22 protein-coding genes are annotated in these 19,959 nt (G+C 67.5%); 4 read left to right on the top strand and 18 right to left on the bottom strand.

Translation table 11 applies throughout. From position 1 onward, the window contains the following. Nucleotides 1-36: 36 nt before the first annotated feature. The 15 genes from QTH91_RS00490 to flgB all read right to left on the bottom strand — a co-directional run bounded on the left by QTH91_RS00490 (nt 37) and on the right by flgB (nt 15,818). Nucleotides 37-516, bottom strand: a complete 480-nt coding sequence (locus tag QTH91_RS00490; RefSeq protein WP_286659573.1) for a chemotaxis protein CheW — start codon at nt 514-516, stop codon at nt 37-39. A 74-nt stretch (nt 517-590) separates the two neighbouring features. Next, complete coding sequence (locus QTH91_RS00485) at nt 591-2,174, bottom strand: methyl-accepting chemotaxis protein (RefSeq protein ID WP_286658075.1); 1,584 nt, start codon at nt 2,172-2,174, stop codon at nt 591-593. 33 nt (nt 2,175-2,207) lie between these two features. Further along, the gene (locus tag QTH91_RS00480; protein ID WP_286658074.1) at nt 2,208-4,193 is read right to left on the bottom strand and encodes a methyl-accepting chemotaxis protein; all 1,986 of its coding nucleotides are present in this window, start codon (nt 4,191-4,193) and stop codon (nt 2,208-2,210) included. Nucleotides 4,194-4,217: 24 nt separating this feature from the next. Further along, complete coding sequence (locus QTH91_RS00475; protein WP_286658073.1) at nt 4,218-5,957, bottom strand: methyl-accepting chemotaxis protein; 1,740 nt, start codon at nt 5,955-5,957, stop codon at nt 4,218-4,220. 79 nt (nt 5,958-6,036) lie between these two features. Beyond that, nucleotides 6,037-7,632 carry a methyl-accepting chemotaxis protein gene (locus QTH91_RS00470; RefSeq protein ID WP_286658072.1) on the bottom strand — a complete coding sequence of 532 codons (1,596 nt, stop codon included), beginning with the start codon at nt 7,630-7,632 and terminating at the stop codon, nt 6,037-6,039. Nucleotides 7,633-7,679: 47 nt separating this feature from the next. Beyond that, a complete protein-coding gene (locus QTH91_RS00465; protein WP_286658071.1) occupies nt 7,680-8,198 on the bottom strand; it encodes a chemotaxis protein CheW in 519 nt (172 codons plus the stop codon). A gap of 33 nt (nt 8,199-8,231) precedes the next feature. After that, a complete protein-coding gene (gene flgJ / locus QTH91_RS00460; RefSeq protein WP_286658070.1) occupies nt 8,232-9,227 on the bottom strand; it encodes a flagellar assembly peptidoglycan hydrolase FlgJ in 996 nt (331 codons plus the stop codon). Between the two features lie 7 nt (nt 9,228-9,234). Beyond that, on the bottom strand, nt 9,235-10,515 hold the full coding sequence (locus QTH91_RS00455) for a flagellar basal body P-ring protein FlgI (RefSeq protein ID WP_286658069.1): 1,281 nt from the start codon (nt 10,513-10,515) through the stop codon (nt 9,235-9,237). A 174-nt stretch (nt 10,516-10,689) separates the two neighbouring features. Next, complete coding sequence (locus QTH91_RS00450; protein WP_286658068.1) at nt 10,690-11,382, bottom strand: flagellar basal body L-ring protein FlgH; 693 nt, start codon at nt 11,380-11,382, stop codon at nt 10,690-10,692. Beyond that, nucleotides 11,379-12,161 (bottom strand): flagellar basal-body rod protein FlgG, encoded by a 783-nt coding sequence (flgG, locus tag QTH91_RS00445; RefSeq protein ID WP_286658067.1) that lies wholly within the window; start codon nt 12,159-12,161, stop codon nt 11,379-11,381. The genes QTH91_RS00450 and flgG overlap by 4 nt, the downstream gene beginning before the upstream one ends. Before the next feature lie 38 nt (nt 12,162-12,199). Then, nucleotides 12,200-12,943 carry a flagellar basal-body rod protein FlgF gene (flgF, locus tag QTH91_RS00440; protein ID WP_286658066.1) on the bottom strand — a complete coding sequence of 248 codons (744 nt, stop codon included), beginning with the start codon at nt 12,941-12,943 and terminating at the stop codon, nt 12,200-12,202. Between the two features lie 46 nt (nt 12,944-12,989). Beyond that, entirely contained in the window at nt 12,990-14,204 is a 1,215-nt protein-coding gene (flgE, locus tag QTH91_RS00435) for a flagellar hook protein FlgE (protein WP_286658065.1), read from the bottom strand. Nucleotides 14,205-14,259: 55 nt separating this feature from the next. Further along, on the bottom strand, nt 14,260-14,949 hold the full coding sequence (locus QTH91_RS00430; protein WP_286658064.1) for a flagellar hook assembly protein FlgD: 690 nt from the start codon (nt 14,947-14,949) through the stop codon (nt 14,260-14,262). A 26-nt stretch (nt 14,950-14,975) separates the two neighbouring features. Further along, nucleotides 14,976-15,371 carry a flagellar basal body rod protein FlgC gene (flgC, locus tag QTH91_RS00425; protein WP_286659572.1) on the bottom strand — a complete coding sequence of 132 codons (396 nt, stop codon included), beginning with the start codon at nt 15,369-15,371 and terminating at the stop codon, nt 14,976-14,978. Between the two features lie 39 nt (nt 15,372-15,410). After that, nucleotides 15,411-15,818, bottom strand: coding sequence for a flagellar basal body rod protein FlgB (gene flgB / locus QTH91_RS00420; protein WP_286658063.1), 408 nt, complete (start codon nt 15,816-15,818; stop codon nt 15,411-15,413). 193 nt (nt 15,819-16,011) lie between these two features. Between flgB and flgA the strand changes: the two genes are divergently transcribed. The 4 genes from flgA to QTH91_RS00400 all read left to right on the top strand — a co-directional run bounded on the left by flgA (nt 16,012) and on the right by QTH91_RS00400 (nt 18,209). Next, nucleotides 16,012-16,758, top strand: a complete 747-nt coding sequence (gene flgA / locus QTH91_RS00415; protein WP_286658062.1) for a flagellar basal body P-ring formation chaperone FlgA — start codon at nt 16,012-16,014, stop codon at nt 16,756-16,758. Between the two features lie 119 nt (nt 16,759-16,877). Continuing rightward, a complete protein-coding gene (flgM, locus tag QTH91_RS00410) occupies nt 16,878-17,183 on the top strand; it encodes a flagellar biosynthesis anti-sigma factor FlgM (RefSeq protein WP_286658061.1) in 306 nt (101 codons plus the stop codon). Further along, nucleotides 17,180-17,644: a flagella synthesis protein FlgN gene (locus QTH91_RS00405; RefSeq protein WP_286658060.1), complete on the top strand. Its 465-nt coding sequence runs from the start codon at nt 17,180-17,182 to the stop codon at nt 17,642-17,644. Before flgM ends, QTH91_RS00405 begins: the two co-directional genes overlap by 4 nt. A gap of 31 nt (nt 17,645-17,675) precedes the next feature. Continuing rightward, complete coding sequence (locus QTH91_RS00400) at nt 17,676-18,209, top strand: hypothetical protein (protein WP_286658059.1); 534 nt, start codon at nt 17,676-17,678, stop codon at nt 18,207-18,209. A gap of 13 nt (nt 18,210-18,222) precedes the next feature. On the opposite strand, the gene QTH91_RS00395 is transcribed toward QTH91_RS00400, so the two are convergent. The 3 genes from QTH91_RS00395 to QTH91_RS00385 are packed head-to-tail and all read right to left on the bottom strand — an operon-like array spanning nt 18,223 to nt 19,916. Further along, nucleotides 18,223-18,387, bottom strand: a complete 165-nt coding sequence (locus QTH91_RS00395) for a hypothetical protein (protein WP_286658058.1) — start codon at nt 18,385-18,387, stop codon at nt 18,223-18,225. 18 nt (nt 18,388-18,405) lie between these two features. Then, a complete protein-coding gene (locus tag QTH91_RS00390) occupies nt 18,406-18,981 on the bottom strand; it encodes a cold shock domain-containing protein (protein ID WP_286658057.1) in 576 nt (191 codons plus the stop codon). 14 nt (nt 18,982-18,995) lie between these two features. Then, entirely contained in the window at nt 18,996-19,916 is a 921-nt protein-coding gene (locus QTH91_RS00385) for a hydroxymethylglutaryl-CoA lyase (protein ID WP_286658056.1), read from the bottom strand. Nucleotides 19,917-19,959 lie beyond the last annotated feature (43 nt).

Here is a 19,959-nt window from a genome sequence, read left to right as displayed (position 1 = left end):
GAGTTCCAGCAAGGGTGAGGAAGGGTTGGCCGCGCGTCAGGCCGTGGCCTCGACCAGGCCCATCTCGTCGCTGGACATCAGCTTCTCGATGTCCACCAGGATGAGCATGCGGTCGTTCACCGTGCCCAGGCCGACGAGGTAGTCGGTGTCGAGGGCGGCGCCCATCTCTGGTGCCGGGCGGATCTGCTCGGGCGCCAGCGTGATCACGTCCGAGACGCTGTCGACCACCATGCCCACCACGCGGCCGCCGATGTTGAGCACGATCACCACGGTGAACTGGTCGTAGCTCGGCGTGCCCAGCGAGAACTTCAACCGCATGTCGATGATCGGCACGATGATCCCGCGCAGGTTCACCACGCCCTTGATGAAGTCCGGCGCGTTGGCGATGCGGGTGACGGCCTCGTAGCCGCGCAGCTCCTGCACCTTCTGGATGTCGATGCCGTATTCCTCCTCGCCGAGCGTGAAGGAAAGGAATTCCTGGCGGCCGTCGGCGCCGGCGGTCATGCCGGGCGGCATGCCTGCGGCATGCGCCGCATCCTGGGTCATGAGGTCTTGCATGTGCTGGTCCTTGGTTGTGTGTCTTTGTTCTGTCAGGCAGGCGACGGCCGGAAGACGCTGACCGCGTCGGCCAGGCTGGCCGCCTGCTCCTGCAGCGCCATGGCGGAGGCCGTGGCCTGTTCCACCAGCGCGGCGTTCTGTTGCGTGATCTGGTCCATCTGCGAGACCGCCTGGTTGATCTGCTCGATGCCCGTGCTCTGTTCCAGGCTGGCGGTGGTGATCTCGCCCATGATGTCGGCCACACGGCGCACGCTGCCCACGATCTCGTCCATGGTGCGTCCCGCCTGCCCCACCAGCGCGGTGCCGGCGCCGACCTTGCCGACCGAGTCGTCGATCAGCCCCTTGATCTCCTTGGCGGCGGCGGCCGATCGCTGCGCCAGTGCGCGCACTTCGGCCGCGACCACGGCGAACCCTTTGCCCTGCTCGCCCGCCCTTGCGGCTTCCACCGCCGCGTTGAGCGCCAGGATGTTGGTCTGGAAGGCGATGCCGTCGATCACGCCGATGATGTCGGCGATGCGGCGCGACGACGCCTCGATGGCCGCCATCGTGTCGACCACCTGGCCGACCACGCTGCCGCCGCGCAGCGCCACGTCGGACGCGGTGCCGGCCAGGCCGTCGGCCTGGCGCGCGCTCTCGGCGTTCTGCTTGACGGTGCTGGTGAGCTCTTCCATCGACGCGGCCGTCTGCTGCAGCGAGCTGGCCTGCGATTCGGTCCGTGCCGCGAGGTCGCGGTTGCCGCTGGCGATCTGGCCGGAGGCACTGTTCACGCCGCTGACGTTCGCGCCCACGTCGGCCACCACGCCGCAGAGATTGGCGCTCATCTGGTTGAGGGCGCGCAGCAGGTCGCGCGTCTCGTCGCTGGCACGCACTTCGAAACGGGCGAGCCGGCCGCTGGCGATGTCGCGCGCCACGCCCAGTGCGCCGTCGAGCGGACGGAAGACGGTGCGGTCCAGGAACAGGCCCATGCCCAGCCAACCCACGGCGCTCGACAGCGTGCCGGCGATCAGCCAGAACGGCAGGGCCGGGGCGCCGGACGAAGCGGCACCGGGCCACCAGGACAGCGCCGCCATGCCCAGCGTCAGCAGCGCCGCGCCAGATGTGGCCGCCATGACGCGTCGGCGCACCGGAATCCGTCGCAGCGCGGCCAGCGGGTCGATCCAGGCCGGCCGGACCACGAGGCCCTGGCGAAGACGGATGCCGGGCGCCTGGCCCTCGCGCATCCGGCGATACAGGTCTTCGGCGTAGGCCGTCTCGGCGCGTTCGGGCCGCGTGCGCACCGACATGTAGCCGATGCTGGCGCCGGCGCGACGGATGGGCGTGACGTTGGCCTGCACCCAATAGAAATCGCCGTTCTTGCGCCGGTTCTTCACCAGGCCGGTCCAGGGCAGGCCCTGGCCCAGCGTTTGCCACATGTCCTCGAAGGCCTGTGGCGGCATGTCGGGATGGCGCACGATGTTGTGGGCCTTGCCCACGAGCTCTTCGCGCTCGAAGCCGCTGGCCTCGACGAATGCGGGATTGACATAGGTGATCCGACCCTTGAGGTCGGTGCGGGAGACCAGCGCCGTGTCTGGCGCCAGCGTGTATTCGATATGAGTGACGGGATGGTTGACGCGCATGATGAATCCGACTTCTTGTTGTTCTGCTTCCCTTCAGGACGGCCGGGCTTCGAGGGCCGGCTCGGCCGCGCCGATCCGAAACACGCCCACCGACTGCACCAGCGATCCGGCCTGCTCCTGCAGCGAGGCCGCTGCCGCTGCCGCTTCTTCCACCAGCGCCGCGTTCTGCTGCGTCACCTGGTCCATCTGCGTGATCGCCTGGTTGATCTGCTCGATCCCAGAGGTCTGCTCCTGGCTCGCCGCCGTGATCTCGCCCATGATGTCCGTCACCCGCTTGACGCTCTCGACGATCTCTTCCATCGTGCGTCCCGCTTCGGCCACCTGCCGGCTGCCCTCTTCGACCTTGCCCACCGAGTCGTCGATGAGTTGCTTGATTTCCTTGGCTGCCGAGGCCGAGCGTTGCGCGAGGTTGCGCACTTCGCTGGCGACGACCGCAAAGCCTCGGCCTTGTTCGCCGGCCCGTGCCGCTTCCACGGCCGCATTGAGCGCCAGGATGTTGGTCTGGAAGGCGATGCCGTCGATCACGCCGATGATGTCCACGATCTTTCGGCTGCTGGCGTTGATCGAGCCCATGGTGTCCACCACCTGGCCGACCACGCCGCCGCCGCGAACGGCCACTTCAGAGGCCGACACGGCCAGCTGATTGGCCTGGCGTGCGTTGTCCGCGTTCTGCTTGACGGTGCTGGTGAGCTCTTCCATCGAGGCGGCCGTCTGCTGCAGCGAGCTGGCTTGTTCCTCGGTACGAGACGAAAGATCCTGGTTGCCCGAGGCGATCTGGCTCGATGCGGTGGCGATGGTGTCGGTGCCCGAGCGAACTTCGCCCACCACCTTGGCCAGGTTCTGGCGCATGGCCTCCACGGCGCGAGTGATCACGCCCACTTCATCGCGCCGGCTGGACGACAGCGAACGCGAAAGGTCACCCTGCCCCAGCAAGGCCACATGTTGGCCGAGCTGGCCCAGTGGACGGACCGTGCGGCGGATGTACAGCATCAATGCAGCGCTCATCAGCAAGGCCACGACGATCACGCCGACGGCCAGCCAGCCGAGTTGACGAATGAGCCCGGCGAGCACCTCGCGCGTCGGCACTTCGGCCACCACCAGCCAGCCGGTGCCTGCGCTGCGCGCCACCGACGCATGGCGCTCCCCGGCCTGGCCGGGCGACAGCACGGTGGTTGCGTGGTCGATCCACAAGGCATCGTCGGCCGATGCGCGAGCGAGCCAGGCGCCTGCCGCCTCGGGCGACAACACCTGCGCCAGCTTCTTGCCGGCCGCGGCGGGATGGAACACCAGCGTGGCGGCTTCAGCACCACCGGCCGGGTTCACGACGTACAGGCCACCCGTCTCGAACAGCCGCGTCTTGCCCACCGCTTCGCCGAAGGCGGCCTGCTGCTGCGAGATGTCCAGGCCGATGTAGAGCGCGCCGACCACCTTGCCGGCGCCGTCGCGCACCGGGTCGTACACCGTCATGAAGGGGCGGCCGAACAAGGTCACGCGGCCGACGAAGCGCTGGCCCGCGCGCAGCGCCGGCCAGGCGGCACTCTTGCGGTCCAGCAGCGTCCCCACGGCACGTTCGCCGTTTTCCTTCTTGACCGAGGTGGTCACGCGCCGGAAGTCTTCGCCCTGCGCCATGAACACCGTGGCCGTGGCGCCCTGGAAGTTGCGTGCAAAGTTGTCGACCTCGGTCGTGCGGCTGCTGTCGACGGCATTGCCGCCGCTGCGCAAGACTTCGCCGTCGAGCGCAAAGCCCGAATCGAACTGCCGCTGGAACACGCCGAAGGCGTTCTCGGCATTCAGGCGCATGGTGTCGTCGAAAACGTCGAGCGAATCAGCCACGCCCTGCGCCTTGGCATGCGCATAGCGGGCGGCGCTGCTTTCCTGCAGGGACGATGCCAATGCATAGAAGGTCACGAGCACCAGGGCCGTCGCGGCGGCCATGGCCAGCCCGGCACCGATCGCGGTGGTGCGGGCCAGGGACACGAAGGTGCGCTCGCGACGCTGGCGTTCTGCAGTGGTTGACATGATTTCGACTCGAAGATCAGGCGTTCAGAATTCGGTCCAGTCGCCGCTCGTGTCGGCCATCGCGGCGCTCTGGCGCGGCGCGGGCTTGACGGCGTCCGCACCTGCCTTGTCACCCTTGGTGCCTGCGATGCCGGCGATACCTGACTTGGGTTCGACGCGTGCGGGCGATGCGGCCCCATGCAAGCGTGCCTTGGCGATGACGCTGGAACCTGCATGCGCGCCGCCGAGCGTGAACACGCCCACCGACTGCACCAGCGATCCGGCCTGCTCCTGCAGCGAGGCCGCTGCCGCTGCCGCTTCTTCCACCAGCGCCGCGTTCTGCTGCGTCACCTGGTCCATCTGCGTGATCGCCTGGTTGATCTGCTCGATCCCAGAGGTCTGCTCCTGGCTCGCCGCGGTGATCTCACCCATGATGTCCGTCACCCGCTTGACGCTCTCGACGATCTCTTCCATCGTGCGTCCCGCTTCGGCCACCTGCCGGCTGCCCTCTTCGACCTTGCCCACCGAGTCGTCGATGAGTTGCTTGATTTCCTTGGCTGCCGAGGCCGAGCGTTGCGCGAGGTTGCGCACTTCGCTGGCGACGACCGCAAAGCCTCGGCCTTGTTCGCCGGCCCGTGCCGCTTCCACGGCCGCATTGAGCGCCAGGATGTTGGTCTGGAAGGCGATGCCGTCGATCACGCCGATGATGTCCACGATCTTTCGGCTGCTGGCATTGATCGAGCCCATGGTGTCCACCACCTGGCCGACCACGCCGCCGCCGCGAACGGCCACTTCCGATGCCGACACGGCCAGCTGATTGGCCTGGCGGGCGTTGTCCGCGTTCTGCTTGACGGTGCTGGTGAGCTCTTCCATCGAAGCGGCCGTCTGCTGCAGCGAGCTGGCTTGCTCCTCGGTGCGCGAGGACAGGTCCTGGTTGCCCGAGGCGATCTGGCTCGATGCGGTGGCGATGGTGTCGGTGCCCGAGCGAACTTCGCCCACCACCTTGGCCAGGCTGTCGTTCATCTCGCGCAGCGCGCTCATCAACTGGCCCGTCTCGTCCCGCGAGTGCGCTTCGATGCGCGAGCTCAGGTCACCGGCAGCCACCTTCTGGGCCACGGAGACGGCGTTGCCCAACGGCCGCACGATGCCCAGCGCCAGGCGCCAGGCCGACAAGGCACCGATCAGCAGTGCGATCGCGCCCCACAGCATGAGCATGCGCGTGCCGGTGACGTTGTCCTGCGCAACACCCGCGGCCGCCACGTCGATCTGGGAGCGCTCGTAGTCGGACAGCGCATCGATCGCCTTCTCGTAGTTCTTGAGGGCGGCGGTGAACTCGTTGTCGGCCAGCTTGTTCATGCCGTCGTAGTCCATCGCCTCCTTGCGCTCGCTGAGCTGGGGCAGCAGGCTCAGCACCACGCGGCGAGCCTCGGCGATGTTGCCGTAGAGGCGCTTCTCCTCGTCGGTGCTCATCAGCGTCTCGAGGCGCTTCTGGAGCGGGCCGATGAGGGCCTGGCCGCCCTCCAGTTCGCGCTTGAAATGCGCCTCGGTGTCCACGTCGAGCGCCTTGACCATCGCGAAAGTACGCACGATGTTGGCGGACAACAGCCGCGCCCATTGGGCCACCATGCGCTCCTTGGCGAGCGGGCCTTCGAGCATCTCCTGCGTGGCATCGCCCACCTTGCCCAGCCGATAGATGCCGGTGGTGGCCATCAGCGCCATCAGCAGCAGCATGGCCGCAAAGGCGACGCCCAGGCGCGTGCCGATCTTCCAGTCCTTCAAACTCATTGCAATACTTCCTTGGCCGAATGTCTGATCACGCGGGCCGGAAACCTTCACCGGCCCTTCAGAACGGATATCGGCGTTGCTAGGCAAAAGTTGAGGCCTGAACGGGTGCGGGCAGCATGGCCGGGCCGTCGCTCTCGGATTCGAGCCGGAAGGAGCCCACCACCTGCGAGAGTCCGCCCGCCTGCTCCTGCAGCGAAGCCGCTGCTGCCGCCGCTTCTTCCACCAGCGCCGCGTTCTGCTGCGTCACCTGGTCCATCTGCGTGATCGCCTGGTTGATCTGCTCGATGCCCGAGGTCTGCTCCTGGCTCGCCGCGGTGATCTCGCCGATGATGTCGGTCACCCGTCGCACGCTGCTCACGATCTCGTTCATGGTCTGCCCGGCGACATTCACCAGCGCGCTGCCGGCGTCCACCTTGCCCACCGAGTCGTCGATGAGCTGCTTGATCTCCTTGGCTGCTGAGGCCGAGCGCTGCGCAAGGCTGCGAACCTCGCTGGCCACGACCGCAAAGCCTCGGCCCTGCTCTCCGGCACGGGCCGCTTCCACGGCAGCGTTGAGCGCCAGGATGTTGGTCTGGAAGGCGATGCCGTCGATCACGCCGATGATGTCCACGATCTTTCTGGACGAAGCGTTGATCGAGGCCATGGTGTCCACCACTTCGCTGACCACATCGCCGCCCCGCGTCGCCACTTCCGAAGCCGACACGGCCAGTTGATTGGCCTGGCGGGCGTTGTCCGCGTTCTGCTTGACGGTGCTGGTGAGCTCTTCCATCGAAGCGGCCGTCTGCTGCAGCGAGCTGGCTTGCTCCTCGGTGCGCGACGACAGGTCCTGGTTGCCGGTGGCGATCTCGCGGGAGGCGACGACGATCGAATCGGTGGCATTGCGGATGCGGCCCACCAGATCGGTGAGCGTGGTTTCCATCTCGCCCATGCCGCGCAGCAGACGACCGAAGTCACCGCCGCGGTTGGTCGAGAACTCCTGGCTCAGGTCGCCGGCCGCCACGGTCTCGGCGATCACCAGGGCCTCGTTGATCGGCTGCACGATGCTGCGCGTCAACATGAAGGCCAGCACGGCGCCGATCGCCAGCGCCAGTGCCGCCAGCACCAGCACCTGCACGCGGCCGGAATGGTATTGCGCATCGATGGCGGCGGCGCTGGCGTCGATCTGCTCGCGCTGGTGCGTGGCCATGGCCCGGATGCTGCCGTCGTAGCTGTCGAGCATGCCGATCAGCTTGTCGTTGGTCATGCGGGCAGCCTCTTCCGCCTTGCCCTCTTTCTTGAGCTTGAGGATCTCGTTGCGCGTCGAGATGTACTGGCCGCGGCGGTTCTTGATGTCCTCGGCCAGCGCCAGTTCCTCGGGCGACGCCAGCTTGGCTTCGAGCTGCTTCTGCGTTTCGTTGATCGCCGCGCTGGTCTTGGTCATTGCGGACTGCAGGAAGTTCTGCACCTGCTCGTCATCGCTCTTGACGAGGGAGAAGGTGCGGATGCTGTTGGTGCTGGTCAGCAGCAGCCAGTTGGCGGCCAGCCGCTCTTTCTGCAGCGCATGCTGCGTCATTTCCTTCGTGGCCTCGCCCACATGCTGCAGGCGCAGCACGCCGATGGCCGCGATCGCGGCCACCAGGGCCAGCACCAGCGCGAACCCGACGCCCAGGCGGGTGCCGATCTTCCAGTCTTTCATGTCTTCTCTCCAGCTTGTGTTGGTGTAGTCGTCGCCATGCCGGCGTGTCAGGCCGCCAGCTTTTCGATCTGGACCAGCTCCTCGCTGGTCATCAGTCGTTCGATGTCGACCAGGATCAGCATCCGGTCGTCCAGAGTGCCCAGGCCGATGAGGTAGTCGGTGTCGATGGCCGAGCCCATGGCGGGAGGCGGCTTGATCTGCTCGTCCGAAAGCGTGATGACGTCCGACACGCTGTCGACCACCATGCCCAGGATGCGATCGGCGATGTTGAGCACCAGCACCACCGTGAACTGGTCGTAGGTGGGATCGCCCAGGCCCAGCTTGATGCGCATGTCGATGATCGGCACGATGGTGCCGCGCAGGTTCACCACGCCCTTGATGTAGTCGGGCGTGTTGGCGATGCGGGTCACGGTGTCGTAGCCGCGCAGCTCCTGCACCTTCTGGATATCGATGCCGTATTCCTCGGTGCCGAGGGTGAAGCTGACCACTTCCAGGCGGCTCGTGCTCGCCACGTTGGCGGGCGCCGCGGCGCCGATGCGTGGGCGGAGGGTGGCGATGTCTGACATGGTGTTCCTTGCGTATGGGGTGGGTGTTGGCGATCAGCCGAGCTGCTGCATGATTCGCACGAGCTTGTGGCCGTAGTTCGGGTCGGTGGCATAGCCAGCGCGCTGCAGGCCGTGCGCAGCTTCTGCCGCGTCGTCGGTGTTGAGCACGTTGGCATAGCGCGGATTGCGCGTGAGAAAGCGCGCGTAGTCGGTAAAGGCTTCCTCGTAGGAGCCGTAAGCACGGAACTTGGCGCGCACGCGCTGCGGCTCGCCGTCGACGTACTCGGTCGTCCACACCTCCACCGACGGGCCGCGCCAGCTCTTGTCGGCCTTGATGCCGAAGAGGTTGAAGCTCTGCGTGCCGTCGTCGCCACGGATCTCGCGCTTGCCCCAGCCCGATTCGAGCGCAGCCTGCGCCAGGATCAGCGGTGCCGGCACGCCCGTGGCGTCGGCGGCGGACTCGGCCGACGCGCCCATGCGCTGCACGAAGCTGTCGACGTGGCTTTGCAGCGATGCGCGGGCGGAAGATTGGGCCTCGCCGTCGGCATTGGCCGCATAGACGCTCAGGTCAGCGCGTGCCATGCGCGATGCCGACGCCGTGCGCGGCACGCCATTCGACGTCGAAGACTGCAACGAAGAAGCGGCGGAAGACGGCGCCGCGCCGTCGCGCCCCAGGGGCGCGTAGGCGGTCGGCGTGGGGGCGTCCAGGTCCATGTCGGTGGAGCCCGACGCCACCTGGCGCTGCAGCTGCGCCATCATTGCCTCGGCCAGGCCCACGCCTCGGCCGGACAGGTTCTGCGCCAGCTGCTGGTCGAGCATGGAGGTGTACAGGCGCTGGCTCTGGCTGTCGAACAGGCCGCTTTGCGGCACCGATTCGCGCATGCTCTTGATGACCATGTTCATGAACATCGCCTCGAACTGGCGCGATGCCTGGCGCAGCCCTTCTTCGGGCGATGCGTGGACGGTGCGACGCAGGGCGTCCACACCCTGCATGTCGAGCGCAAAGCGCTGATCGAGGGCGCCGGCTCTGGAAGACTGCAGGGCTGTCATGCCGGCCTCAGATGATCTCGAGCTCGGCGCGCAAGGCGCCGGCGGTCTTCATGGCCTGCAGGATGGACACCAGGTCCTGCGGGTTGGCGCCCAGCGTGTTCAGCCCCTTGACCACGTCGGCCAGCGAGGCACCGCCGCGCACCATCTGCAGGGCGCCGCCGCCCTGGTTGACGGAGATCTGCGAGACCTGCGACTCGACCGTGCGGCCGCGCGAGAACGCCTCGGGCTGGCTCACCACCGGCTGGGTGTCGATCACCACCGACAGGTTGCCGTGGGCCACGGCGCAGTTGTCCACCCGCACCGCCTGGTTCATCACCACCGAGCCGGTGCGCGCGTTGATGACGACCTTGGCCACCTCCTGCGTGGGCGTGATGTCCAAGGCCTCCAGGCGCGCCAGGAAGCCGACGCGCTCCTGCGGCGCGGCGGGCGCGAACACGCGCAGCGCGCGGGCATCGACCGCCACCGCGGCGCCGGGGCCGAACTGGCGGTTGATGGCGTCCACCGCGCGCTGCACGGTGCCGAAGTCGGAACGCTGCATCTCGACCATCACCGCGCCGTCGGCGCCGAAGTCGGACTCCACCGCGCGCTCCACGCGTGCACCGGCGGGGATGCGGCCCGAGCTGAGCTGGTTGATCTGCACCTTGCTGCCGTTGGCCGATGCGCCGGCGCCGCCGACCACCATGTTGCCCTGCGCGATGGCATAGACCATGCCGTCCGCGCCCTTGAGCGGCGTCATCAGCAGCGTGCCGCCGCGCAGGCTCTTGGCATTGCCCATCGACGAGACGGTCACGTCGATGGTCTGGCCCGGGCGCGCGAAGGCGGGCAGCGTGCCCGTCACCATCACCGCCGCCACGTTCTTGAGCTGCATGTTCACGCCCTGGGGAATCGTCACGCCCAGTTGCTGCAGCATGTTGCTCAAGCTCTGCGTGGTGAAAGGCGTCTGCATGGTCTGGTCGCCGGTGCCGTCCAGGCCCACCATCAGGCCGTAGCCGATCAGCGCGTTCTCGCGCACGCCCTGGATGTTGGCCAGCGCCTTCAGCGGCTCGGCCCGTGCCGGACCGATGCCCAGCACGAACAGGCAGACCACCAGCAGGAAAAGCTGCACCGCCCAGAGCCACAGCTCACGCTGCGTGCGACCCAGCCGCTTGCGCTGCCGCGTGCGTGCGGGCGTTCCGCCCACCGGCCCATTCACCTGCCAGCCCCAAGGCTTGTCGGCATTCGCCTCCCGCCGTTGCTCCAGCGATGCCGCCAACTGCGCCGACACCCGAAAAGAAGAAAACTGCTTCATCTCAAATTCCCTTGTTGAACCGCGCAATCCCCTGTCCCTCCCGCACCGCTCCCGGCGAGCGAAGCGAAGCCAGTTCGAGGTGGTCGCGGAACCGGCTTTGCCGGGCCGCAGACCACGCCCCCTCGAGGGGGTTGGCGAAGCGACACGAAGTGCGCGAAGACTGGGGGGGAGCCATCAATACGGCATGACACTGAGGAAGATCCGCTGCAACCAACCCATCTGCTGCGCTTCGTCGATGTAGCCCTTGGCCGTGTATTCGATGCGCGCGTCGGCCACCTGGGTCGACAGCACGGTGTTGTTGCCCGTCACGGTGCGTGGATTGACCACGCCCGAGAAGCGGATGAACTCCGTGCCCTGGTTGATCCCCATCTGCTTCTCGCCGCTGACCAGCAGGTTGCCGTTGGGCAGCACGTCGGTCACGGTGACGGTGATCACGCCATTGAAGGTGTTCGCGGCGCTCGCACCGCCCTTGGCGTTGATGCCGGTCTTGCCCGACAGCTGCGCGTCCTGATCCTTGAGCAGCCCGCCGAGCAGCTTGGGGACCACCGAGAAGGCGGCCGCGGTGCTGGAATCGCGACTGGCGTTGGCGCCCGAGTTCTTGGTGGCGTTGATCTTCTCGCTGACCACGATCGTCAGGATGTCGCCCACGTTGCGCGGACGACGGTCCTCGAACAGCGCGATGCCGTGCCCGCCGCCCACATACAGCGAGCCGCCCGGATTGCGCACCCGCCCTTCGTTGAAAGGCTCCGCGCGCGCCGTCATCGGCTGATGCACCAGCGGCTCCTTCGGCACGAGCGCGCACCCGGAAAGCACCAGCGCGAGCGCCATGCCAGCCATGGCGCGTGGGGTGGGCAGCAGCCAGGTCATAGCTGTGCCAGGCGCTGCAGCATCTGGTCGGACGTCTGCACGGCCTTGCTGTTGATCTCGTAGGCGCGCTGCGTGGTGATCATGTTCACCAGCTCCTCGACCACGTTCACGTTCGACGCCTCGGTATAGCCCTGGCTCAGGATGCCGGCGCCGTCCAGCCCGGGGTTGACCAGGTTGGGCGGGCCGGAGGAGTCGGTCTCGGTGTAGAGGTTCTCGCCCTGGCTCTGCAGGCCGGCCGGGTTGAGGAAGGTGGCCAGCTGCAACTGACCGACCTGCACCGTCGCCGTGCTGCCCGCCTGCGTGACCGAGACGATGCCGTCGCGGCCGATGGTCAGGCTCGTGCTGTTCTGCGGAATGGTGATGGCCGGCTGGATCAGAAAGCCGCTGGCCGTGACCAATTGGCCTTCGCTGTCGGTCTGGAACGAGCCGTCGCGCGTGTACGAAGTGGTGCCGTCGGGCATCTGCACCTGGAAGAACCCGGCGCCGTTGATGGCCACGTCCTTCGGGTTGTCGGTCTTGGTCATGTTGCCCTGCGCATGCATGCGCTCGGTGGCAACGACGCGAACGCCGGTGCCCACCTGCAGGCCCGAGGGCAGACGCGTCTGGTCGGAGGTCTGCCCGCCGACCTGGCGCAGGTTCTGGTACATGAGGTCTTCGAACACCGCGCGGCTTTTCTTGAAGCCGGTGGTGCCGACGTTGGCGAGGTTGTTGGACACCACGTCCAGTTGCGTCTGCTGCGCTTCGAGGCCGGTCTTGGCCACGTAGAGGGAACGGATCATTGCTTAGGCTCCTGTTCGGAAATGAAAGTCGCCCGGCATCAGCCGTAGGCGAGCAGGCGGTTGGCCGATTGCGCGCCTTCGTCGGCGGTCTGGATCGACTTCATCTGCATCTCGAAGCTGCGGCCGCTGGCGATCATGGCGACCATGGCTTCGACGGAATTGACGTTGCTGCCCTCGACCACGCCCGACTTCACGGTCACGGTCGGATCGGCTTCGGCTGGCGGCACGCCCGCACGCATGCGGAACAGGCCGTCGTCGCCGCGCACCAGGTCGGCGTTGTCGGGGTTGACCAGCTTGAGCCTGCCGACCTGGGCGACGCCGGTCGTCGGATCGCCGGGGCCGCGCGCGGCGATGCCGCCATCGGCCGCCACGGTGACGGTGGAGCCCGGCGGAATGACCAGCGCGCCGCCATCGCCCACCACCGGGCGTCCGCCCATGGTGGTGACCTGGCCGTCGGGTCCGACCTGCAGGTTGCCCACGCGGGTATAGGCTTCGCCGCCGTCGGGCGTCTGCACGACGAGCCAGCCGTCACCGTCGACCGCGACGTCGAGCGCACGGCCGGTGTCGGTCAGCGGCCCGTGGCTGAAATCGGCGCCGGGCGTGGTGGCGACCACGAAGGCGCGCGTGGTCGGCTCCTCGCCCACCACGGGCACGGCGCGGAACGCATCGATCTGCGCGCGAAAGCCCGGTGTCGACGCGTTCGCCATGTTGTTGGCCACGGTGGCCTGCTGCTCCATGGCCTGCTTGGCGCCGCTCATGGCGACATACAGCATGCGGTCCATTGCTTGCTCCTTCGTGCGAAGTTGGAAATGCGCTCGGCAGGCCGCGTCAGCGGATGTTCATCAGGGTCTGCATGACCTGGTCCTGCGTCTTCACCGTCTGCGCATTGGCCTGGTAGTTGCGCTGCGCGACGATGAGGTTGACCAGCTCGGAGGTCAGGTCGACGTTGGAGGCTTCCAGCGCGCCGGAGGCGAGCGAACCCAGTCGCGTGCCTTCTCCGGGCGTGCCGGTCAGGGCCTGGCCCGAGGCCTGGGTCTCGGCCCACATGTTTTCGCCCTTGGGTTCCAGACCGTTGGGGTTGGCAAAGGATGACAGCACCACCTGGCCCAGCAGGCGCGTCTGTTCGTTCGAGAACTTGCCGGTGATGGTGCCGTCGGGGTTGATCGAGAAGGAGGTCAGCTCGCCCGAGGTGAAGCCGTCCTGGCTGAGCGCGCTCATGGTGTTGGCGCTGCCGAACTGCGTGGTGCCGCTCAGGTCCACCGTCACGTTCATGGCGGCCGATCCGTTCGGGAAGGTCATGGTCGGCAGCGTGATGGCGCCGCCGGCCGGTGCGGTGAGGTTGCCGTTGGCGTCGAAGGTCAGGCCCGACAGGGCGGCGCCGCCATTGAGCGCAGTGCCGTCGGCCGTGCCATAGGCGTCCCAGGTGCCGGCGCCGGTCTTGACGAAATACACCGCCACGTCGTGCGGGTTGCCCAGCGAGTCGTACACCGGGCCGATGGCGTTGGCGTAGTTGAAGGTGTCGGAGTCGGTCGCGTCGAACGGCGTCTTGGTGGGCGTCGTGCTGCGCGAGTCGAGGTTGAATTCAGCGTCGATCGACGTGGTGGCGTTGGGCGCCATGCCCGCGGTCGGGATCTGGATGGCGCTGGGCGTGCCGCCGCTGATGCCGCCGTTGGCGTTCACGCCGTAGCCGGTCAGGCGCAGGCCCGAGGAATTGACGAGGTAGCCGTCCTTGTCCTTGGTGAACTGGCCGTTGCGCGAGTACATGACCTCGCCCGTGCTGCTGGCCAGGCGGAAGAAGCCTTCGCCGTTGAGGATGGCCACGTCCAGCGGACGGCTGCTGGTCTGCGTCACGCCCTGGGTGAAGTTCTGCACCACGCCCGAGACCGAGGCGCCAAGGCCGATGCGCGAGCCGGCGTAAACGTCCTGGAAGGTGGCCGCCGCGGACTTAAAGCCCACGGTGCCCGAGTTGGCGATGTTGTTGCCGATGACGTCGAGGTTGGCGGCAGCGACGCTGAGCCCGCTGATGCCTTGGGAGAAGGCCATGTGTTTTTCCTTGGCTTGTTTGCGAGGGGTTGGATGGAATGCGCCGTCGAATCGGCTACAGGTACATGCGGACGTCCGACAGGCCGATGCTCTTGCCCGAGACCAGCTCCAGCGTCACGCCGCCGTCGGTTCCCTGCTTGACCGCCGCCACCTGGGCGAAGGTGAGCGCGGTGGCGCTGACGGCGCTGCTGCCGTTGGTGGCCGCGACGTTGAAGCTGTACTGGCCGGCCGGCACCGCCTGGCCCAGGTCGTCCTTGCCGTCCCAGGTGATGGCGTTGACGCCTTCGTTGAGCGTGCCGGCGTCGATGGTGCGGACGGTCTTGCCGCTGGCATCGACGATCTTGATCTGCACGTCCGACGCGGTCCCGGGCAACTGCACGGCAAAGGCCTGGGCCGCCGGCTCTTCGCCATCGGCGGTGGCCTGCGTGGTCAGCGTGCTGCCGGGCGATAGCACGTGGTAGCCGATGAGCGAGGCCGCCTGCAGCACCTGGTTGGAGCCCGTCTGGTTGACCAGCCCGGACAGCGTCTCGTTGAGCTTCTCGATGCCGCTCACGGTGCTCATCTGCGCCAGCTGCGAGGTGAGTTCCGCGTTTTCCATCGGATTGAGCGGGTCCTGGTTGTTCAGCTGCGTGACCAGCAGCTTGAGAAAGCGCTGCTCGTTGTCGCTGCTCGACACGCTGGTCGCGCTGGCAGCGGCGGACGCGGCATTGGCGCCGCTGATGGAAGAGGTGTCGGCGATGGCCATGACGTGTTCTTTTTGATTCGGGGGGGTTACTGGCCGACGGTGAGCGTCTTGAGCATCAGCGTCTTGGCGGTGTTGAGCACCTCGACGTTGGCCTGGTAGCTGCGCGAGGCGGAGATCATGTTGGTCATCTCCTCGACCACGTTCACGTTGGGCATGGCCACGTAGCCTTCGGCATTGGCCAGCGGGTTCTTCGGGTCGTAGAGCATCTTGGGTGGCGACGGGTCGTCCACCACGCGCGAGACCTGCACGCCGCCGATGTCCTGCTGCGCGCCGGGCGCGAGCTCGAAGACCACCTGCTTGGCGCGATAGGGCTGGCCGTCCGGGCCGGCCACGCTGTCGGCGTTGGCCAGGTTGCTGGCCGTGACGTTCATGCGCTGCGACTGCGCGGTCATGGCCGAGCCGGCCACGTTGAAGATGTTCATGGCGGGGCTGGAGATGGGCATGGCGTTGTGTTCCTCGCCTTACTGCTGAACCGCCGACAGGAGCGTCTTGATCTTGGCGCCGATGACGGTGAGGTTGGATTCGTAGCGCAGCGCGTTGTCCGCGAAGTTCACGCGCTCCACGTTCATGTCGACGGTGTTGCCGTCGATGCTCGACTGGGTCGGCACGCGGTAGAGCAGTTCCTCGTCGGACATCGCCGATGCCGCGCCGCCGAGATGGCGCGACGAGGTGGTCGCCATGTCCAGCGACTGGGCACTGCGCCCTTCTTCCACCACGCGGCCGAGCGTGCTGGCGAAATCGAAGTCGCGCGCCTTGTAGTTGGGGGTATCGGCGTTGGCAATGTTGGCTGCCAGCACCTCCTGTCGCCGGGCCCGCAGGTTCAGGGCCTCGCTGTTGAAGCGCAGCGCCGCATCCAGCTTGTCGATCATCGGTTCCATCCTTCATGCAGTGCCGGCGCCATGCAGTTGCAGGAGGCGCAGGCCGGTCAAGATGGAAAGCAAGTCTATGCACGAGTGCCGCGGGCAATGGGCCGAACAACAGCGGTTTTCGGCTGCAGTTCCAGGCTTCGGCGCGAGGGTTGGCTTCCTAGAATTTCCGGCAGACGCAAACCGGATGAACAAGATGCAACGAGATGACTTCGACGGCGACTGGGTTCGCCGCGACTGGTGCTGGATGCGCGCCCTGCGCGATTCGCTGCCGGTGTGGATCGTCAGCCTGGGCGTGCTGGCCTGGGCCCTGCCGGGCCGCGCCACGGCCTTGCCCGAGGCGGCCCGCGCCGCCGTCGAGCGGCTGGTGCAGGCGCAGACCGCCGGCCTGCCGGGCAAGGCGAGCGTCAGCTACCGCACCGGCGCCAACCTGCCCGACTGCGCGAGCGACTTCGAAGCCTTCATGCCCACCGGCCAGACGCCGTGGGGGCGGGTGTCGATCGGCCTGCGCTGCCGCGACGCCCAGCCATGGACGCGCTACGTGGCCGCCAACGTGGTCATCCAGGGCACCTATTACGTCGCCGCCCGCGCCATGTCGGCCGGCGAGGCCCTGCTGCCGGGTGACTATGTCAAGCGCACCGGCGACCTGAGCGCCCTGCCCCGCTCGATCGTCACCGATACGGCCGACCTGGAGGGCGTGACGGTTTCCCAGCGCATTGCCGCCGGCGCACCGCTGCGCAAGGATCTGATGCGCGGCGTGGTCGTGATCCAGCAGGGCCAGACGGTCCAGGTGGTGGCCCAGGGCGCCGGCTTTGCCATCAGCACCGAAGGCAAGGCCATGACCCAGGCCGAGGCGGGCGAAGCCGTGCGCGCCCGTACCCGCGACGGCCGCCTGGTGACCGGCGTGGCCGACGCCGATGGCCGGATCCATCTGGCACAGTGAATGCATCGCGCAGGGGCCAAAACCCGCCATGCCGGCTCCGGCTGGCCCCTTGTGCAGATGTGGCCTAAAGTTTTGACCTGGTGTGCCGATAAAGAGGGCAGCCCATTTGAGGAACCATCGTGAAGATCGACCCAACCGCGCCCTCGGCCTCGTCGGCCACCCGCCCTGCCAAGCAGGGCTCTGCCGCTGCCGCGGCAGCCGCCGATGCCGCGGGCCGCACCAAGGACAGCACCGTGCAGATCTCGGCCCAGGTCCATGCCATGCCCGCCGGCGCCACGGGCGGTGAATTCGACGCCGCCCGCGTCGCCGCGATCCGCGAGGACATCCGCGCCGGTCGCTATCAGGTCAACCCCGAACGCATCGCCAGCGGCCTGCTCGACAGCGTTCGCAGCCTGCTCGGCCCCGATCAGGAGAAGAAGGAATGAACGCGAACGCTTTCCTGGCCTGCCTGCAGGCCCAGCAAGCCTGTGTCGCCGCGCTGCGCGACCTGCTGGCGCAGGAGCAGGACGCGATGGCCGGCCGGCGCTTCACGGAGCTGCAGGCCATCGGCCTGCGCAAGGAAGCCCTGCTGGAGCAGCTTGGCGGCCTGGAGCGCGAGCGCGAGACCACCCAGAGAGCCGCCGGATTTTCCCCGGGACGTGCGGGCGCGGACGCCGTTGCCATCTTCTTCGGCCAGGCGACCCACCAGGCGTGGTGCGAACTGCTGGCCGCCGCCGCGCTGGCCCGCTCGGAAAACCTGCAGGCCGGCAGCGCCGTGTGGGCGCACCTCGATTTCACCCAGCGCGCGCTGAACTTCCTGCAGGCCAGCGCCCAACTCTTCTACGGACCCGACGGCGCAAGGCGCTCCACGGCCACCGGCATGGGCACGAGGCTGGCCGCGGGCTAGCCGGGCCCGAACCGCCGCACGTTCTTCTTCAATGGAACTCACTGCACACCTCGCCGCGCGCGGCGCCCCCCCTGGCGCCAGTGGCGCTGCCGCCACCGCGGCGGCCGACAAGCCCGGACTGCTGGACGGCCTGATCGCGCGCCGAACCGAACTGGCCGACGAAGTGAACCGGGCCGAGGCCCAGCTGCGCCGCCACTACGAAATGCTGCGCAACCTGGACCAGTTGATCCGCTTCGAGGATCCGGAAATCAAGCTGCCGCCCGTGCGCGGCGGCCTGGCGGTCGCGGCCAAGTCCAAGATCGCCTCGACCCTGGTGCGCGGCGACGTGAGCCAACTGGCGCTGGACGCGCTGTACGAGGCCGCCGGGCAGGTGCTGACCTCGCGCCAGGTCACCGACTACATCATGAATCGCCGCGACCTGACCTTTGCCTCCAAGCACGACCAGCACAACTTCGCCTCCAGCGTCACGATGGCCCTGACGCGCCACGCCCGCCGCGGCCTGATCGAGCAGGTCGAAACCGGCTCGCCGCGCGAACGCCACTGGCGCTGCCTGCCGGCCAGCTGAAGCAGCCGCTCGGTCAGGCGGCGTGGTCGGTCGAAGCGCAGACCGCGATGCCTTCGTGCTGCCTCAGGTAGCGCTTGGCCACGACAGCGCCATCGAAGGTGGCGAATGCGCGGCAGAAGTCGTCGAAGAAGCGTGCCACTTCTTCATGAGCCAGTGCGTGCAATCCAGGTGGGCTCATGGATGGCTCGGGAGTGATTCACTGCGCGAAGAAGCTCGTGCACCACTGCTGCTCGCAAGGCACGCCGTCGTGATTCCCGTCCATCTTGGTATCCGGGCAGTTCTTCAGAAAGTATTTGGCTTCGGCGCACGAAGTCATCTGCGAGCAATACGTTCGGCCATCGCATCGGAACGACGACGTGGTTGGAAGTGCTGATGCTTGGATCGAGTCGCCAGCCAGCGCCTCCGCCACTGCGCGGGGATGGTTGACTTCCCACATCCGCCATCCCACGAACCCCGCGACGCAGACCAGCGCCAGGACGATCAGCGCCAGGAGAGGAGCCCGGCTGCTGCCCGGCGCCTCATGAACGGGTCGGCCCGCTGACGAGCGTGAAGCGGGCGCCCCGATGGCTTGTCGATAGACGCGGACCGCCTGAGGCTTTCCGTCGCGGCCCACGCCCAACTCGTAAATGAGCGTTTCGCCTTCCGTCGGTCTGGAACCGTCGCGCGGAAACGCGCTGATGTGAACGAACAGTTCGCGCCCGCCGTCGCGCGGGGCAATGAAGCCGAATCCGCGGTCGTCGTGCCAGGTCCGCAGCTTGCCGCTGTGCGCCATGCTCGCCCGGCGCGTCAGCCCGCCCGCTTGGTGCGGATCGCCTTCGACGCGCGCGAGTTCGGCTCGCGGCCCAGTGCGTCGCTGATGTAGACGCCGGCGTCGATCAGCTTGTCGAGGTCGATGCCGGTCTCGATGCCCATGCCGTGGAGCATGTAGACGACGTCTTCGGTGGCGACATTGCCGGTCGCGCCCTTGGCATAGGGGCAGCCACCCAAGCCGGCGGCGGAGGTGTCGAACTGCCACACGCCCATCTCCAGGCTGGCCAGCGTGTTGCCCAGCGCCTGGCCGTAGGTGTCGTGGAAGTGGCCGGAAACATCGTCGATGGCGTAGTGCGCCAGCGTGGCTTCCATGGCGCGCTGCACCTTGACCGGCGTGCCCACGCCGATGGTGTCGGCCACGCCGATGTGCTGCACGCCGATGTCCTTCATCAGCCGGGCCAGGCGGCCCACCGCCTCGGGCGCGATCTCGCCTTCGTACGGACAGCCCACGGTGCAGGACATGGCGCCGCGCACATGGATGCCCTTGTCACGCGCCGCCGCCACCACCGGCGCGAAGCGCTCGATGCTCTCGGCGATGGAGCAGTTGATGTTCTTCTGGCTGAAAGCCTCGCTGGCGGCGCCGAAGACCACGATCTCGTCGGGCCACTCTTCGCGCGGCGCCGAGATGGCCGCCTCGAAACCCTTCATGTTCGGGATGAGCACCGAGTAGCGCACGCCCGGCTTGCGCTGGATGCCGTGCATCACCTGCGCGTTGTCGCCCATCTGCGGCACCCACTTGGGGCTGACGAAGCTGGTGACCTCGATCTCGGTCAGGCCGGCATCCTGCAGGCGGTGCACCAGGCCGATCTTGGTTTCGGCCGAGACGGGCAGCTTTTCGTTCTGGAGGCCGTCGCGCGGACCGACGTCGACGAGCTTGACCTTGGCGGGGAGTTTCATGGTGGTGTCTCTGGATGGATGTCGGATTGTCCTGCGATGGCGC

It is taken from the genome of Variovorax dokdonensis, from assembly GCF_030316895.1.
Taxonomy (GTDB): Bacteria; Pseudomonadota; Gammaproteobacteria; order Burkholderiales; family Burkholderiaceae_C; genus Variovorax; species Variovorax dokdonensis.
This window is presented reverse-complemented; position numbering and strand designations above follow the sequence as displayed.